At 68.0% G+C, this 14,726-nt stretch carries 15 protein-coding genes; 12 read left to right on the top strand and 3 right to left on the bottom strand.

Going from position 1 to position 14,726, the window contains the following annotated elements:
* Positions 1-1,140 (bottom strand): carbonate dehydratase, encoded by a 1,140-nt coding sequence (can, locus tag U5817_RS02345; protein ID WP_169129568.1) that lies wholly within the window; start codon positions 1,138-1,140, stop codon positions 1-3.
* A 324-nt stretch (positions 1,141-1,464) separates the two neighbouring features.
* A complete protein-coding gene (locus U5817_RS02340; protein WP_169129570.1) occupies positions 1,465-1,902 on the bottom strand; it encodes a MerR family DNA-binding transcriptional regulator in 438 nt (145 codons plus the stop codon).
* A gap of 137 nt (positions 1,903-2,039) precedes the next feature.
* Here U5817_RS02340 and U5817_RS02335 point away from each other — a divergent pair, with 137 nt between their 5' ends.
* The 3 genes from U5817_RS02335 to U5817_RS02325 all read left to right on the top strand — a co-directional run bounded on the left by U5817_RS02335 (position 2,040) and on the right by U5817_RS02325 (position 5,502).
* Positions 2,040-3,068 (top strand): MBL fold metallo-hydrolase, encoded by a 1,029-nt coding sequence (locus U5817_RS02335; protein WP_211167143.1) that lies wholly within the window; start codon positions 2,040-2,042, stop codon positions 3,066-3,068.
* A 20-nt stretch (positions 3,069-3,088) separates the two neighbouring features.
* Positions 3,089-4,912, top strand: a complete 1,824-nt coding sequence (locus U5817_RS02330) for an alpha/beta hydrolase (protein ID WP_169129572.1) — start codon at positions 3,089-3,091, stop codon at positions 4,910-4,912.
* 98 nt (positions 4,913-5,010) lie between these two features.
* Positions 5,011-5,502 carry a putative toxin-antitoxin system toxin component, PIN family gene (locus tag U5817_RS02325; RefSeq protein ID WP_211167144.1) on the top strand — a complete coding sequence of 164 codons (492 nt, stop codon included), beginning with the start codon at positions 5,011-5,013 and terminating at the stop codon, positions 5,500-5,502.
* Positions 5,503-5,660: 158 nt separating this feature from the next.
* Here U5817_RS02325 and U5817_RS02320 read toward each other — a convergent pair whose 3' ends face one another.
* Positions 5,661-6,494 carry a helical backbone metal receptor gene (locus U5817_RS02320; protein WP_407279586.1) on the bottom strand — a complete coding sequence of 278 codons (834 nt, stop codon included), beginning with the start codon at positions 6,492-6,494 and terminating at the stop codon, positions 5,661-5,663.
* A gap of 182 nt (positions 6,495-6,676) precedes the next feature.
* Here U5817_RS02320 and U5817_RS02315 point away from each other — a divergent pair, with 182 nt between their 5' ends.
* The 9 genes from U5817_RS02315 to U5817_RS02275 all read left to right on the top strand — a co-directional run bounded on the left by U5817_RS02315 (position 6,677) and on the right by U5817_RS02275 (position 14,620).
* Positions 6,677-8,593, top strand: coding sequence for a potassium transporter Kup (locus U5817_RS02315; RefSeq protein ID WP_169129576.1), 1,917 nt, complete (start codon positions 6,677-6,679; stop codon positions 8,591-8,593).
* Between the two features lie 39 nt (positions 8,594-8,632).
* On the top strand, positions 8,633-9,094 hold the full coding sequence (locus U5817_RS02310; protein WP_407279585.1) for an HMA2 domain-containing protein: 462 nt from the start codon (positions 8,633-8,635) through the stop codon (positions 9,092-9,094).
* 44 nt (positions 9,095-9,138) lie between these two features.
* Positions 9,139-9,474, top strand: a complete 336-nt coding sequence (locus tag U5817_RS02305) for a cation transporter (RefSeq protein WP_169129580.1) — start codon at positions 9,139-9,141, stop codon at positions 9,472-9,474.
* Positions 9,467-10,159, top strand: coding sequence for a ferritin (locus U5817_RS02300; RefSeq protein WP_407279584.1), 693 nt, complete (start codon positions 9,467-9,469; stop codon positions 10,157-10,159). Before U5817_RS02305 ends, U5817_RS02300 begins: the two co-directional genes overlap by 8 nt.
* 1 nt (position 10,160) lies before the next feature.
* Positions 10,161-10,583: a hypothetical protein gene (locus U5817_RS02295; RefSeq protein ID WP_407279583.1), complete on the top strand. Its 423-nt coding sequence runs from the start codon at positions 10,161-10,163 to the stop codon at positions 10,581-10,583.
* Complete coding sequence (locus U5817_RS02290; RefSeq protein WP_211167146.1) at positions 10,583-10,942, top strand: hypothetical protein; 360 nt, start codon at positions 10,583-10,585, stop codon at positions 10,940-10,942. The genes U5817_RS02295 and U5817_RS02290 overlap by 1 nt, the downstream gene beginning before the upstream one ends.
* The gene (locus U5817_RS02285) at positions 10,908-11,276 is read left to right on the top strand and encodes a YtxH domain-containing protein (RefSeq protein ID WP_169129584.1); all 369 of its coding nucleotides are present in this window, start codon (positions 10,908-10,910) and stop codon (positions 11,274-11,276) included. Before U5817_RS02290 ends, U5817_RS02285 begins: the two co-directional genes overlap by 35 nt.
* Positions 11,273-13,360 (top strand): heavy metal translocating P-type ATPase, encoded by a 2,088-nt coding sequence (locus U5817_RS02280; RefSeq protein WP_407279582.1) that lies wholly within the window; start codon positions 11,273-11,275, stop codon positions 13,358-13,360. Before U5817_RS02285 ends, U5817_RS02280 begins: the two co-directional genes overlap by 4 nt.
* Positions 13,361-13,447: 87 nt before the next feature.
* On the top strand, positions 13,448-14,620 hold the full coding sequence (locus tag U5817_RS02275) for a glycoside hydrolase family 2 TIM barrel-domain containing protein (RefSeq protein WP_407281145.1): 1,173 nt from the start codon (positions 13,448-13,450) through the stop codon (positions 14,618-14,620).
* Positions 14,621-14,726: the final 106 nt, after the last annotated feature.

Genomic DNA, 14,726 nt, shown 5'->3' with positions numbered 1-14,726 from the left:
TCAGGCCAGTGAATCAAGCGCCGCGACGTAGCGCGGCATCAGGTCTTCCGGACGATGCACGTTGAGACCGAGATCCCGCATCAACCCGTCCTTCAGTCCGTAAATCCAGGCATGCACGGTCAACGGCTGCCCGCGCCGCCAGGCGTCCTGCACGACCACGCTCTGGCACACGTTGACGACCTGTTCCAGCGCGTTCAATTCACACAGGCGGTCGTGAGCCTGCTCGAGCGGCAGGTCGTCGACGCGTTTGCGGTGCTTCACGCGCACGTCCTGCACATGGCGCAGCCACAGGTCGACCAGGCCGACGCGCGAGCGCTCGAGCGCGGCCTTCACGCCGCCGCAGCCGTAGTGCCCGACCACCATGATGTGCTTCACCTTCAGCACGTCGACGGCGTACTGCATCACCGACAGGCAGTTGAGATCGGTATGCACGACGACGTTCGCGACGTTGCGATGCACGAACACCTCGCCCGGCAGCAGGCCGATGATCTGGTTCGCCGGCACGCGCGAATCCGAGCAGCCGATCCACAGGTATTCGGGCGCCTGCAGCGTCGACAGCTTCTCGAAGAAGGTGGCATCGACCTGACGCATCTGCTGCGCCCAGGCGCGGTTGTAGTCGAAGAGGTGAAACAGGTTGTCGCTCGCGACCTCCTCCTCCGACCAGTTTTCGAGGTCCAGCGAAAGGAAGATCGTGCCTTCGAGCGGCGTCGGGTAATACGCGGGTGCTTCCTTGAAGCCCATTTCGCGGTACAGCTTCACGGCGATGCGCATCGCCGGCAGCGTGTCGAGCAGGATGCGGCGGTAGCCGAGATCCTTCGCGGCGCGGATCGCCGCGAGCACCAGATCGCGACCGATGCCCAGGCCTCGGACGGCCGGCTCGACATACAGCCGCTTCATCTCGCACACGCCTTCCGAGAACCGCCGCAGCCCCACGCAACCGGCCGGCTGACCTTCGTGCTCGGCGTAGAACAGTCGCCCCTCGGGCGGCGAATACGTGCCAGGCAGCGAGGCCATCTCGTCGCCGAACCCCTGAAAGCACAGGTCCACGCCCAGCCATGCCGCGTAGTTGCGGAAGAACTGGCGCACGTGGTCCAGTTCGACCTTGTCGTCAGCACTCAGTATGCGAAGCTTCGCTGCCATCCTCACTCCCAGGAACAGTCGCAGGCGGAAGCCCTTGCGAGCCGCCGCGGGTTATCGTCGCACGACGGGGCCATGCCCCGTCACTAACCCGCCATGCTGCCACAGTCCGCCCCCCGCCACCCGTACGGCGCTTTTCTTGTGGGAGCGGCTTCAGCCGCGAATTTGCGCCTGACCAACCCGGGCCGGTCGATTCGCGGCTGAAGCCGCTCCCACAGTCTCATCCCGCCAGCCTCATGCTCTGGCGGACGTCAACCGTCCTCTCACCCGCCCAGCCGTTCCTGCCACCATTACGTTTACGTCAACGTAAACTAACCGTCAAAAAAATCAAGTCCCGGCGCGCATGCGGCGAACGACTGCGGCGCGCTCCTCGGCCGCACGGGAGGTATCGTGGCCGAGCAGTTCGGAGCACTGCTGCTCCAGCGACTCGATCTCGCCCAGCACCGCCTCGATGTCCTCGCGCTGCTGTTCGAGCGCCGCCCGCCGGTCGGCGAGCACGACGAGGAAGCGCAGCAGCTGGGGCGCCGCGTTGCGCACGCCGCCGTGCATCTCGATCAGCTCCTTGATCTCGGCGAGCGACAGGCCCAGGCGCTTGCCGCGCAGCGTGAGCTTGAGGCGGGTGCGGTCGGACTTCGAGTAAACCCGGGTGCGGCCGACACGCGACGGCTTCAGCAGGCCCTGGTCCTCGTAGAAGCGGATCGCGCGCGGAGTCACGTCGAATTCCCGCGCGAGTTCCGTGATTGTGTAGGTTTGTTCGCTTGCCATTGGCCGACCGATCGAAGTAAAACCGGTCCGAAGCGGGCGCGTTGCGTGGCCACCAGCCCGGACAGGGCGAAAAAGTTAATCAGAATTCAGGGGTTTGGGCAATGCTCGATTGCTCCCCCGCCAACGGAGACGGTCAGATGACGACAAGCGGAGAACTGCAGTACCCCTTCGACGACACCCCTGGAGCGGGCGAAGTGAAGCAGGTCGCACCCGGCGTGGGCTGGGTGCGCATGCCGCTGCCCTTCGCGCTCAACCACATCAACCTGTGGACGCTGGACGACGGCGAGGCACTCGCCGTCGTCGACACCGGCTTCGGCCTCGACGCGGTGCGCGACAGCTGGAACGCCATCCTCGACCACGACCGGCGCCCGCTGTCGCGCGTCCTCGTCACCCACAGCCATCCCGACCACCTCGGCCTCGCCGCCTGGCTCGCCGAGCGCGACGGCGCGCCGGTGCAGATGACGCAGGGCGAGTTCTTCAACGGCCACGCGATCTGGAACCAGATCGCCGGCAACGCCGTCGACGAGATGGTCGCGCACTTCGCCGCCCACGGCCTCGACCCCGAGCGCCAGGGTGCGCTGCGCGAACGCGGCAATTCCTACCGCAAGGGGGTCCCGGCCCTGCCGAAGTCCTACCAGCGCATCTTCGACGGCGACGTGCTGCGCATCGGCGCGCACGACTGGCGGGTGATCGTCGGCTTCGGCCATTCCCCCGAGCACGCGAGCCTGTATTGCGAGTCGCTCGGAGTGCTCATTTCGGGCGATATGCTGCTACCGCGCATCTCGACAAACATCAGCGTTTACGCCCTCACTCCGGAAGACGACCTGCTCGGCTGGTTTCTCGAATCATTAAACCGCTTCAAGGACTTGCCCGACGATACGCTCGTGCTACCATCACACGGGCATCCGTTCCGCGGTATCCGTGCGCGCATCGAACAACTCAATGTGCACCACCGTGAACGCTGCGATGCACTATTGGACGTGATCAAGACCCCCCGCAGCGCAGGGGAACTGCTATCGACGCTGTTCCCCCGTGAGTTGGACACCCATCAGGTCATGTTCGCCATGGGAGAGGCGATTGCACACCTCAACTACCTCGTCGCGCGCGGCGAGGTGCGCAAGGTGGGCGACCGGACAGGCATCATCCGATTCGAAAAAACAGCTTGAAAACAGGAGCAAGACAAGAAATGGCCGCACCAACACCCGAGACCGTGTTCGCCGACCTGCCCGACCCCAAGGAAGTCGCGAAAACCTATGCCGAGGTCGCCCAGCGCGCCTCGCACCTCATCAGCGAACACGTCCAGCGCCAGCTCAAGCGGGGCGTCTCGACCCCCAGCGACGAACTCGGCATCGCGCAGGCCTTCATGGACATGATGGCCAAGCTGCTGGCCAACCCGTACAAGCTGGCGCAGTCGCAGATGAACCTGGTGTGGGACTACTTCTCGCTGTGGCAGCACTCCATGCTGCGCGTGATGGGCATGCACGGCGCACCGATCGCCGAGCCGGAAAAGACCGACAAGCGCTTCAAGGACGAGCAGTGGGAAGAGCATTTCCTGTTCGACTTCATCAAGCAGTCCTACCTGATCGCCGCGCGCCACGTGCATGACACCGTGTGCTGCGTCGACGGCCTCGACGAGCAGACGCAGAAGAAGGTCAACTTCTACACGCGCCAGTACATCGACGCGCTGTCGCCGTCGAACTTCGCGCTGACCAACCCGGAAGTGTTCCGCGAGACGGTCAAGAACAACGGCCAGAACCTGATCAAGGGCCTCAACAACCTGTTGCGCGACATGGAAGACGGCGGCGGCCAGCTGCGCGTGCGCATGACCGACACCAGCGCCTTCGAGCTGGGCAAGAATGTCGGCACGACGCCGGGCAAGGTCGTGTTCCAGACCGACATGATGCAGCTGATCCAGTACACGCCGACGACGCAGAAGGCCTACAAGCGGCCGCTGCTGATCGTGCCGCCGTGGATCAACAAGTTCTACATCCTCGACCTGCGCGAGAAGAACTCCTACGTGAAGTGGTGCGTGGACCAGGGCCACACGGTGTTCGTGATCTCGTGGGTGAACCCGGACGAACGCCTCGCCGACAAGACCTTCGAGTCCTACGTGCTGGAAGGCATCGTCGCGGCGCTGGACGCGATCGAGAAGCAGACCGGCGAGAAGGAAGTGAACGCCTGCGGCTACTGCCTGGGCGGCACCCTGCTGGCGACCACGCTCGCCTACCTCGCGGGCAAGAAGCAGAAGCGCATCGCTGCGGCGACCTTCTTCACGACCATGACCGACTTCGCCGAGCCGGGCGAACTGGGCGTGTTCATCGACGAGCAGCAGGTCTCCAGCCTCGAGAAGAAGATGTTCGAGCGCGGCTACCTCGAAGGCGCCGAGATGGCGGGCACCTTCAACATGATGCGTGCCAACGACCTGATCTGGTCCTTCGTCGTCAATAACTACCTGATGGGCAAGGATCCCTTCCCGTTCGACCTGCTGTACTGGAACTCCGACTCCACGCGCATGCCGGCGAAGATGCACAGCTTCTACCTGCGCGCGATGTACATGGAGAACCGCCTCGTGCAGCCGGGCGGCATCGAGATCGACGGCGTGCCGATCGACCTCGGCAAGATCAAGGTCCCCTGCTACTTCATCTCGACGCTGGAAGACCACATCGCACCGTGGAAGAGCACCTACGTCGGCGCGACGAACTTCGGCGGTCCCGTGCGCTTCGTGCTGGGCGGCTCCGGCCACATCGCCGGCATCGTCAACCCGCCGGTTGCGAACAAGTACGGCTACTGGCTGAACCCGGCCGCGAAGCTGGCCGACACCGCAGACAAGTGGTTCGAAGGCGCCGAACACCAGCAGGGCTCGTGGTGGACCGACTGGCAGGCGTGGGTCACCGCCCACGATTCGGAGCAGGTCGATGCCCGCGATCCGGCCAAGGGCAAGCTGAAGGCGATCGAGGACGCCCCGGGCTCCTACGTCAAGATCCGTCTCGACGCCAAGGAAGCTGCCTGATCCCCGCCTGATTCGCATCCGGTGGCAATGAACGCGAGGGGGCCCGGCCCCCTCGCTGTCGTTTACACCCGGCCAACCGCTCCCATCGCCCGCGCCCAATGATCTTCACGCTGCCCCATCCGTCCGCCTTGCGCCTCGTGCTCGACACCAACACCGTGATGGCGCTGTGGGCGTTCGAGGATCCGAAGCTCGCATCCTTGCGTGCGCTGATCGAAGGCGGCGCGCCGCGGCTGCTCGCCAATGCGCTGACGCTGGAAGAGCTGCGGCGGGTGCTGGCCTATCGCCAGTTCGCAATTGCGCCGGAGCGCCAGGACGCCATCCTCGCCGCCTACCGGTCCCGCGTCGCCGTGATGTCCGCCCCCGAAGCTGCGGATGTCCCCGCCCTGCCCGCATGCCGCGACGCGGACGACCAGAAATTCCTCGAGCTCGCGCGCGACAGCGGCGCGACGCATCTCGTCAGCCGCGACAAGCTGCTGCTGAAGCTCAACCGCCACCGGCTCGTGCGTCCACTTTTTGCAATACTGACGCCGGAAGCTCTCGACTCCAGCCTGACTGCCGCCGCCGATTCCGCCTCGCCGTCGGGAGGGTAAGCGGAAGACGCTTCACCGTTCCGCCCGGCGCGAACGGTGGGAGCGGCTTCAGCCGCGAAGATGCGGTGTCGCTGGCTGCACGGCCCATTCGCGGCTGAAGCCGCTCCCACATCGCTGCTCCCACATCACCGCTCCCACATCGCTGCTCTCACATGGCGTCAAGCCACGCCGGCCAAGGCGCGCCGCAGCGCTGCAAGGTAACGCAAGCCCGCCGCGGCACGGCTGCCGTACCACGACGCCATCTCGCCGTCGATCATCGCCACCGGCCGCCCCGACAGCGCAGCGACTTCGGCGAGGTGCCGCTCGCGGAAACGGTAGGGCTCGCTCGACAGGAACACGCGCGCGACGCCCGCCATCCATGGCACCTGCCAGTCGATCTCCGGATAGCGCTGGCCGGCATCAGCGGGCAGCGTGTCCCAGCCCACCGCGGCCAGGGTGGCGGAGATGTAGGTGTCGCGCGCGACACTCATCCACGGCTCGCGCCAGATGAGATACAGGACCTCCTCGCGCGGCAGCTCCCGTGCGACGCCCTGCGCCTCGGCCAGCGCCGTCCCGAGTTCGGCCGCGAGCCGCGCGGCGCGGTCGGCACAATGGAAGATTCCGCCGAAGAGGCGATACAGGTCGAGATTGTCCGCCGGCGCGCAGGGATGCGTGACGATCACGTTGGGCACGAAGGCCGCCAGTTCCTCCACCGTCTCGCGCCGGTTTTCGTCTACATTGACGATCAGATGGGTCGGCGCGAGCGCTCGCACGACATCCATCTTCACGTCCTTCGTGCCGCCGACCTTGGGGATGGGCTTCAGGACGTCGCGCGGGTGCACGCAGAAGCCCGTGCGCCCCACCAGGCGATCGGCGAGCCCGAGATCGCACACGAGCTCGGTCAGCGAGGGCACGAGCGACACGATGCGCAGCTCGCCGGCGGCCGGCCGGTGCTCGGTACCGAGGGCATCGCGCAGGGGCGCGGCGGCAGCAGGCGAGAGGGAAGTTTTCATCGACACGGTGACTGAACGGAAATCGCTCGCAATTGTAGGACAGGCGCGGCAAACACGGAGCGCGCGGTCGATGCGCACGTCCTAGCGGGGATTTTCCGCGCGGAATGTGACGCATTTTTCCCTGTTTCGGGATGTTGCATTGCAGTATGCTTTGCCCCCCAACAGAACATCCAGGGGTCGTCGTGCACTCCTCAGACCGTGCGGAACACCCGACCGATGCACCCGTCGCCCACGCCCCGCAGCACGCCGGGCTGGCCGGGCTCGCCGTTGCCGCGATCGGCGTCGTCTATGGCGACATCGGCACCAGCCCGCTCTATACGCTGAAGGAAGTGTTCAACGGCCCGCATGCCGTGCCGGTGACCCCGGCGAACGTGTACGGGATCCTGTCGCTGGTGTTCTGGGCGCTGATGCTGGTGGTGTCGGCGAAATACGTGGTCTTCATCACGCGGGCCGACAACCGCGGCGAGGGCGGCATCATGGCCCTGACCTCGCTGGCGCTGCGCGTCGTCCCCGAAGGCCGCAAGGCCTGGGTGCTGTCGTCGCTGGGCGTATTCGGCGCGGCGCTGTTCTACGGCGACGGCATGATCACGCCGGCGATCTCGGTGCTGTCCGCGGTCGAAGGCCTGGAAGTCGCGACACCGGCCTTCGCCCCCTACGTGCTGCCGATCGCACTGGTGGTGCTGGTGGGCCTGTTCATGATGCAGCGCCACGGCACCCACAAGGTCGGCGCGATCTTCGGGCCGGTGATGGTGTGCTGGTTCCTCCTCCTTGCGGTACTCGGCATCTCCGGGATCCGCCTGCACCCGGAAATCCTCGGTGCGATCAATCCGGCGTGGGCGCTGGGATTCCTCGCCGAAAACCCGCTGCTGGGCTGGCTCGGCCTGGGCGCGGTGGTGCTGGCGATCACCGGCGGCGAGGCGCTGTACGCAGACATGGGCCACTTCGGCCGCCGTCCGATCAAGCTCGCGTGGTTCACGGTGGTGTTCCCGGCGCTGTACCTGAACTACCTCGGCCAGGGCGCGCTGATCCTCGACCATCCCGACAACGTGCGCAACCCCTTCTACCTGCTGGTGCCCGACGAGCTGGTGTATCCCATGGTCGGCATGGCGACGCTGGCGACCATCATCGCCAGCCAGGCGGTGATCTCGGGCGCCTACTCGCTGACCCGCCAGGCCATGCAGCTCGGCTACGCGCCGCGGATGCGCACGATCTTCACGTCCGCGCGCGAAATGGGCCAGATCTACGTGCCGAGCATCAACTGGATGCTGCTCGGCGCGGTGATCGCGCTGGTCGTCGGCTTCCGCTCTTCGAGCGCGCTAGCCTCGGCCTACGGCATCGCCGTGACGATGACGATGATGATCGACACGGTGCTCGCTTTCGTCGTCGTGCGCGCGCTGTGGGGCTGGGGCCCGCTCAAGGCCGGCCTCTTCCTCGCCGTGTTCCTCGCCGTCGATATCGCGTTCTTCTCCGCGACCACGGTGAAGATCCTCGCCGGCGGCTGGTTCCCGCTGCTGATCGGGGCGGTGATCTTCACCTTCCTGACGACCTGGAAGCGCGGCCGCGCGATGCTCAACAACCGCATCCGCACGGACACGATCCCGCTCGACCTCTTCATCCATTCGATGTTCACCAGCCCGCCGCCGCGCGTCGCGGGTACCGCGGTGTTCCTGACCACCTGGCTCGACGCCGTGCCGCGCGCGCTGCTGCACAACATCCTGCACAACAAGGTGCTGCACGAGCGTGTGGTGCTGCTGAAGGTGCACACCGCGGACGTGTCCCACGTGGCGGAAAAGGACCGCATCGAGCTCGAGGAGGTCGACTACGGCTTCTACCGCCTGCGCCTGACCTTCGGCTTCATGGACGACCCCGACATCCCGGCGGAACTGGCACGCTGCGCCGGGCACGGACTGGCCTTCGAGACCATGGAGACCTCGTTCTTCCTCGGCCGCGAGACCATCGTCCGGCGCATGGGTTCGGGTATGGCACGGTGGCGCGAGCGGCTCTTCATCGTCATGTTCCGCAATGCCGGCAGCGCAGCCGACTACTTCCACCTGCCGCCCAACCGCGTGGTGGAACTGGGTACCCAGGTCGAGCTATGATGCGGAATATCGGACATCCAGCAATGAGGGCGCGCCAGCATGAACCGCATCGCCTCGGCCGTGCCCGGCCGCATACGGATCAGGGATAGCCGCCTGCGCGACAGCGCGCGGCATGCCGCGCTGGGCGCGACGCTGGCCGCACTCGACGGTGCCGGCCAGATCGAAGGCAATTTGCTCACCGGCAGCTTCCTGCTGCGCTACGACGCGGCGCGCGTCGCGCCCGCGGTCATGGAGGCCCGGGTTGCGGCTGCCGTCGCCACCGCACTCGACCCGCAGCAGGTTGCGGCGCAGGACGCAGCGCCCGCACGTCGCACCCCGCGGCGCTGGCAACGCGACCGCCGCCTCAACACCTGGGCGAAATACGGCATGCTCGGCAGCCTGGGCATCTCGCTGGCGCTGGCCGCGGCCGGCAGCAAGAAGGCCCATGCGGCGACCGGGGGACTGTTCCTCGGCCTGCTCGGCATCCACATGGCGGTACACCGTCGTCATCTTTTCAAATAGGCGCAATCCCGCCGCCATTCCCGGATCGCTCCACACACCATTCCATGGATGCCTTCGAGCAACTGCAACGCTTCTCGCGCAATCTGCGCATCGCCCACCACATCCCGGGGCGCATCCGCCTCAAGCTCGAGGCCGATCTCGACCAGGGCCAGATGGACGCGATCGGGGACGCGAAACGCTTCGGCCAGGCGCTCGACGACATCCCCGGGATCCGCTCGGTGAAGCTCAACCTGCTCGCGCGATCGTGCACCGTCGAATACGACACCGGAGCGATTCCGGCTGCCGCCTGGCCGGACCTCCTTGGCGGCGTGCGTTCGCCCGCGGCCGAGACCCTGCTCGACATCCTCGTCGCGAAACACCGCGAGGTGACCGGTGCCTAATTACGACGAGGCGATCCTGCGCGGCCGGCGCATCGCGCGCAAGGCGCCGTTCCCGCCGGTGCACCAGGCGCTGCGCATCGCCCTGTACGACGAATTCGCCGCCCGCGCCTTCTTCCGCAAGGCGGTCGAGGCCTATGGGCCGCGCGAGCCCTTCGCCGCGAGCCTGAAGGCGGCCGAGGCGCGCATCGCGACGCTCGCGCGGCTGTGTCGGCGCTACGGCGTCGCCGGCCCGCAGGATCCCTTCCCGCTGGAAACGAGCCTCGCGCCGGGCTGGCGGGCGAACTGCGAGCGCGCCCTCGCCGGGACGCTGGGACGCCTGCACCTTTACGAGACGCTGATCGCGCGCACCGACGCCCTGCGCAAGCCCCTGCGCCGCCTGCAGGCCGAGGACGCACGGCAACTGCAGGTATGGCACGAGGCGGTCGCGGAGGCGCTGCGCCTCGAACAGCTCCACGCACAAGGCGGTGTGGCACCCGAGGAGGCGCACATGGAACACGGGCTGATCGGCGACTTCCTCGAAAAGACCTTCTCGATGCTCAGCGGACAGCATGCCGCCATCGGCGTCGTCGGCCCGCTGCTGGGCAAACTCAACCCTGCCCTGCTGGCCGGCATCGCGGCCGGCGGCGCGGGCGTCCTGCTTGCCCGCGGCAAGCTCAATTTCACTCACGACGGAAAGGAGGGATGAGATGTATCCCGTGCTTCCATTCGCAATCGGCGCCATGGTCGGCGCCGCGGCCGTACGGCTGCTGAAGACGGTCAACCTGCGCGGCGGCCTGGACAAGGCGCAGGAGAAACTGCGCGACGCGACGATCTCCAGCCTCGACGCGATCGAACACTCGTCGGCGGGCCTGAAGGCCAAGCTGGCGGCAGTGCCTGAACCGGCCGAAGCCGCACCCGCCGAAGCGGCACCCACGCGCAAGGCCCCAGCGCGCCGCAGGAGCAGCCCTGCAGCCGGCGCGGCCAAGCCTGCGGCGCCCGCCAAGGTGGCGGCGGTTGCCAAACCGGCAGCCAAGGCTGCGAAGTCCGCCGACGCGGCCCCAGCACGCCCGCGCACGCGCAAGAAAGCCGCGGCGCCGGTTCCGCCTGGCGACACCGGAGACTCCGCCTGATGCGACCGGCGCACAAGTTTCCGGTCAAGCTGAAGACCGGCGAGATGCCGGCGAATTTCGTCCGCGGCTTCGTCGCCACCGGCCTGCTCGCGGCCCTGCAGGAACCGGCAGGGCGCGCCACGCCCACCGCCGGCCGGACGGTGCTGAAACAGGCCTTGCAGGGCGGCACCGCGCTGGCGGCCGGCTGTGCCGCGGCCGATGCCTGGCAGCGGCAGGATCTCCGCGGCGTGCTCATGGCCGTCGCGGGCGGCGCGGCGGGCCTGGCAGCGATCGACTACTTGGCGCGCAAATCCGCGCGCCGCAACGGAAAAAGGGAGAAGCTCCTTGGGCAAGAAGAAACACAAGAAAGCGCGGCATGACGACTACGCCGCCGGCTACGCGCCGGGCGGCTGGGGTGCCGGCTACGGCATGCCCGCCGGCGGCCAGGGCGGCCCCATGGGCCACGGCTTCGACGAAGGCCTGCTGAAGGCGATGCCCGGTCTGCTCAAATCGCGCCAGTACGACCAGTTCCTGCTCGGCGCCGCAATCGGCGCGGCCGCGGCCTATGTGCTGAGCGACGAGGAACTGCGCGGCAAGCTGCTGAAGATGGGCATGAAGCTGTACGCGGGCGTGCTCGGTGGCGTCGAGGAGTTCAAGGAACAGATGGCCGACCTGAAGGCCGAAGTCGAGGCGGAGCAGCACGGCGGCGCATGAGCGGAGGCTCGTGGTTCCGCTCGCTGACGGTCGCGCACCGCACGCGCGGGCGGGTGCGCTTCCGCTTCGCGTGCATGCCCGGCACGCCTGCGACACCGCTGGCGATCGAGCGTGCGGCGGAGAACGTCCCGGGCGTCCATGAGGCGCGGGTCAATCCGCGTGCGCAATCGCTGGTTGTGACGTTCGACGCTGCGGCGACCGACGTCGATACGCTGCAGCGCGCCGTCGCGGCACTGACGCCCCCCGGCGCGCGAGCCGCGCCCGCGAAGGCCGCCACGGATGAAGGTGGCGCCGGGCCGTTGGTTGCGAGCCTCGCCACGCTGCTGGGCACCCCCTACCTGCCCGCATCGGTTCAGCTGCCCGTGACGCTGGGCGCCGCGGCACCGCTCATCAAGCACGCCCTCGACGACTACCGCGACAACGGCATTTCCTCGCACGTGCTCGAGGCGATGGCGGTGTCGATCTCGCTCGCACGCGGCGATTTCAGTGCCGCCAACACGACCACCTTCATGCTCGCGCTCGGGGAGTACCTCGAGGACTCGATCGCGCGGCGCTCGGACGATCTCCTCAAGCACTTGCTGCGCCCGTCGAGCGACGAGATCTGGGTGGTGCGCGACGGCCAGGAGGTGCTCGTCCCGGCGGCGGAGGTGAGCGTCGGCGACACCGTCGTCGTCGGCACCGGCGCCGTGATCCCGGTCGATGGCACCGTGCTCGGCGGCGAAGGGACGGTGAACGAGGCGGCGATGACCGGCGAGAGCGTCGCGGTCGTGAAGGGGCGCGGCGATGCGGTACTGTCGGGCACGCTGATCGAGGAAGGCCGGCTGCAGATCTACGCCGAGCAGGTCGGCGCGCGCACCGCGGCGGCACGCATCGCCGACTACGTCGAACAATCCCTCACGGCGAAGAGCGAGGCACAGCTCGGAGCGGCGCGCCTGGCGGATCGCCTCGTGCCCATCGTGCTCGGGCTGGCGGGCTCCACCTACCTGCTGTCGCGCGACTGGCGCCGCGCGGCCGCGGTGCTGCAGGCCGACTACTCGTGCGCGCTGAAACTGGCGACGCCGGTGGCGTTCAAGTCGGCGATGTACCGCGCCGGGCGCACCGGCATCCTCGTCAAGGGCGCGAGCGCGCTGGAGCGACTGGCCGAGGCCGACACCTTCGTCTTCGACAAGACGGGAACGCTCACGGCCGGCCGGCTCGCCGTCACCGACTCGGTGACCTTCGACCGCAGCTTCTCCGCCGACGACCTGATCTGCCTCGCTGCGTCGGTCGAGGAACACTACTTCCACCCCCTCGCGCTGGCAGTCGTCGCAGCGGCGAAGGAGATCTCGGGCAAGCACTTCGACCACCAGGAGGTGCAGTTCATCGTCGCGCACGGCGTGGCCAGCGTGATCGACGGCCGGCGCATCGTCGTCGGCTCGCGCCACTTCATCGAGGACGACGAGAAGATCGATGTCTCCACGCACACGGAAACAATCGACCGCCTGTACCGCGAAGGCAAGACGCTGCTCTACATCGGCTTCGGCGGCAAGCTGCTGGGTGTGCTGGCGCTGAAGGACGAAGTGCGGGCCAACGCCGCGGCGACCATCACGCGACTGCGACAGCTCGGCGCGCGCCGCATCCTGATGCTGACCGGCGACCACCATGACCGCGCCGCCGAACTCGCGGCGGAGCTGGGTCTCGACGCCTTCCACGCCGAGCTGCTGCCCGAGCAGAAGGCGCACATCGTCGAGGAGCTGGGCCGGCAGGGGGCGCGCATCGCCTTCGTCGGCGACGGCATCAACGACGCCCCCGCGCTCGCCGGTGCGCACGTCGGCGTCGCGATGCAGAAAGGTGCCGACATCGCGCGCCTGACCGCCGACGTCGCACTGCTGGAGGACGACATCGGCTGCGTCGCCGACGCCAAGGCGCTGGCACAGGCGACCATGACGCGCATCCGCAACAACTACCGCCTCACCGTCGGGCTCAACACCGCGATCCTCGGCGCCGCCGCGATCGGCGTGCTGTCGCCGGTGACCACCGCAATGCTGCACAACGGCAGCACGATCGCGATCCTGCTCAATGCGCTGCGCGGCAGGGCGGGCTGAGGCGCCGGATCGCAGGTGAACACGCCCTCCGGCGGAAAATCGCCGATCCTGCCCAAGCTGCACCGCCTGCTCGCGATCGGGCTCACGCTGCTATGTCTCGGCGTACAGCCGGTCCGCGCGCAGCCCGCGACGGAGCAATGGCAGGGCGCGGCCTTCGAAGGCGACCGCGTGGCGCTGGAGAGGCTCGCCGCGGCCGGTGCGCGCGTCGTGCGCGTGTATCGCGAATCGGACGCGTGGGTGCTGGACGCCGCGCAGGCGCTCGGGCTCAAGGTGGTGATGGGGCTATGGGTCGGGCACCCGCGCCACGGCTTCGATCTCAACGACGCGAATGCCGTGCAGGCGCAGGAACAGGCGATCCGCTCCTTCGTCACCCGCCACCGCGGCCACCCCGCGCTGCTCGCCTGGGGTGTCGGCAACGAGGTTGAGACCGGCGCAGCCGACCCCTTGCCGGCATGGCGCGAAGTGGACCGGCTCGCAGGCATCGTCAGGGCGCTCGACCCCGCCCACCCGACCATGATGGTCGTCGCAGACACCGGCATGGCGCAGTTGCGCGCGCTCGCCGGCTGCTGCCCGAACGTCGAGCTGCTGGGCATCAACGTCTATGCCGGCGCGGTGTTCGACCTGCCGCAGCGCCTGCGCGAGGCCGGCATTGCGAAACCGGTCGTCGTCAGCGAACTGGGGCCGCTCGGCCAGTGGCAGGCCGGCAGGAAGCCGTGGGGAGCGCCGGTCGAGCCGACCAGCAGCGAGAAGGCCGTCTTCTTCCGCGACGCGCTCGCCTTCCTGCGCAATCAGCCGCAGATCGCGGGCGTGTTTCCCTTCCTGTGGGGCGCGAAGCAGGAGCAGACGTCAACATGGCACGGGCTGCTGCTCGCGGACGGCAGTCTCACGGCAATGACCGACGCGCTGGCGCAGGCCTGGGGCAAGCCGGTCGGCGAAGCGGCGCCGGCGATTCGCGGCATCGGCATCGCGGCCGACGTGTTCGCGCCGGGGGCGGAGATCTCCGCGGGCGTCGATGCCGTCGGCTTCGACGGCTCGCCGCTGCAGGTCGAGTGGAACGTGTTCGCCGAGGCGACCGACCTGCGCAAGGGCGGCGACACGGAAGCCGCGCCGCCACGCATCGAGGTTCGCCTGCTGCACGCGGACGCGACGAGCGTGCGCTTCCTTGCCCCGCAGCCGCCGGGCGCCTACCGGCTCTTCATCACGCTGCGCGACCGCAAGGGCAAGGCAGCGACCGCCAACCTGCCCTTCCTCGTGCGCTAACGCTGGCGGTGGATCGGCGGGATGCGCTGCACTCCTCCCGCCCTACGCCAAGACCGCGGCACGTCCCGGGCGGGAGGAGCCGAAGGCGGATCCCGCCATCACCGGC

Origin of the sequence: Aromatoleum evansii, from assembly GCF_045689615.1 — a bacterium.
Classification (GTDB): domain Bacteria; phylum Pseudomonadota; class Gammaproteobacteria; order Burkholderiales; family Rhodocyclaceae; genus Aromatoleum; species Aromatoleum evansii.
The sequence above is the reverse complement of the archived record's forward strand: the minus strand, read 5'-3'. Positions and strand labels throughout refer to the sequence as shown.

Excerpts from the sequence above, each read along its gene's own strand:
- U5817_RS02295 (WP_407279583.1), top strand. The coding sequence starts at position 10,161 with ATGTATCCCGTGCTTCCATTCGCAATCGGCGCCATGGTCGGCGCCGCG.
- U5817_RS02320 (WP_407279586.1), bottom strand. The coding sequence starts at position 6,494 with ATGAAAACTTCCCTCTCGCCTGCTGCCGCCGCGCCCCTGCGCGATGCC.
- U5817_RS02340 (WP_169129570.1), bottom strand. The coding sequence starts at position 1,902 with ATGGCAAGCGAACAAACCTACACAATCACGGAACTCGCGCGGGAATTC.
- U5817_RS02325 (WP_211167144.1), top strand. The coding sequence starts at position 5,011 with ATGATCTTCACGCTGCCCCATCCGTCCGCCTTGCGCCTCGTGCTCGAC.
- U5817_RS02280 (WP_407279582.1), top strand. The coding sequence starts at position 11,273 with ATGAGCGGAGGCTCGTGGTTCCGCTCGCTGACGGTCGCGCACCGCACG.
- U5817_RS02330 (WP_169129572.1), top strand. The coding sequence starts at position 3,089 with ATGGCCGCACCAACACCCGAGACCGTGTTCGCCGACCTGCCCGACCCC.
- U5817_RS02310 (WP_407279585.1), top strand. The coding sequence starts at position 8,633 with ATGAACCGCATCGCCTCGGCCGTGCCCGGCCGCATACGGATCAGGGAT.
- U5817_RS02290 (WP_211167146.1), top strand. The coding sequence starts at position 10,583 with ATGCGACCGGCGCACAAGTTTCCGGTCAAGCTGAAGACCGGCGAGATG.
- U5817_RS02335 (WP_211167143.1), top strand. The coding sequence starts at position 2,040 with ATGACGACAAGCGGAGAACTGCAGTACCCCTTCGACGACACCCCTGGA.
- U5817_RS02305 (WP_169129580.1), top strand. The coding sequence starts at position 9,139 with ATGGATGCCTTCGAGCAACTGCAACGCTTCTCGCGCAATCTGCGCATC.
- can (WP_169129568.1), bottom strand. The coding sequence starts at position 1,140 with ATGGCAGCGAAGCTTCGCATACTGAGTGCTGACGACAAGGTCGAACTG.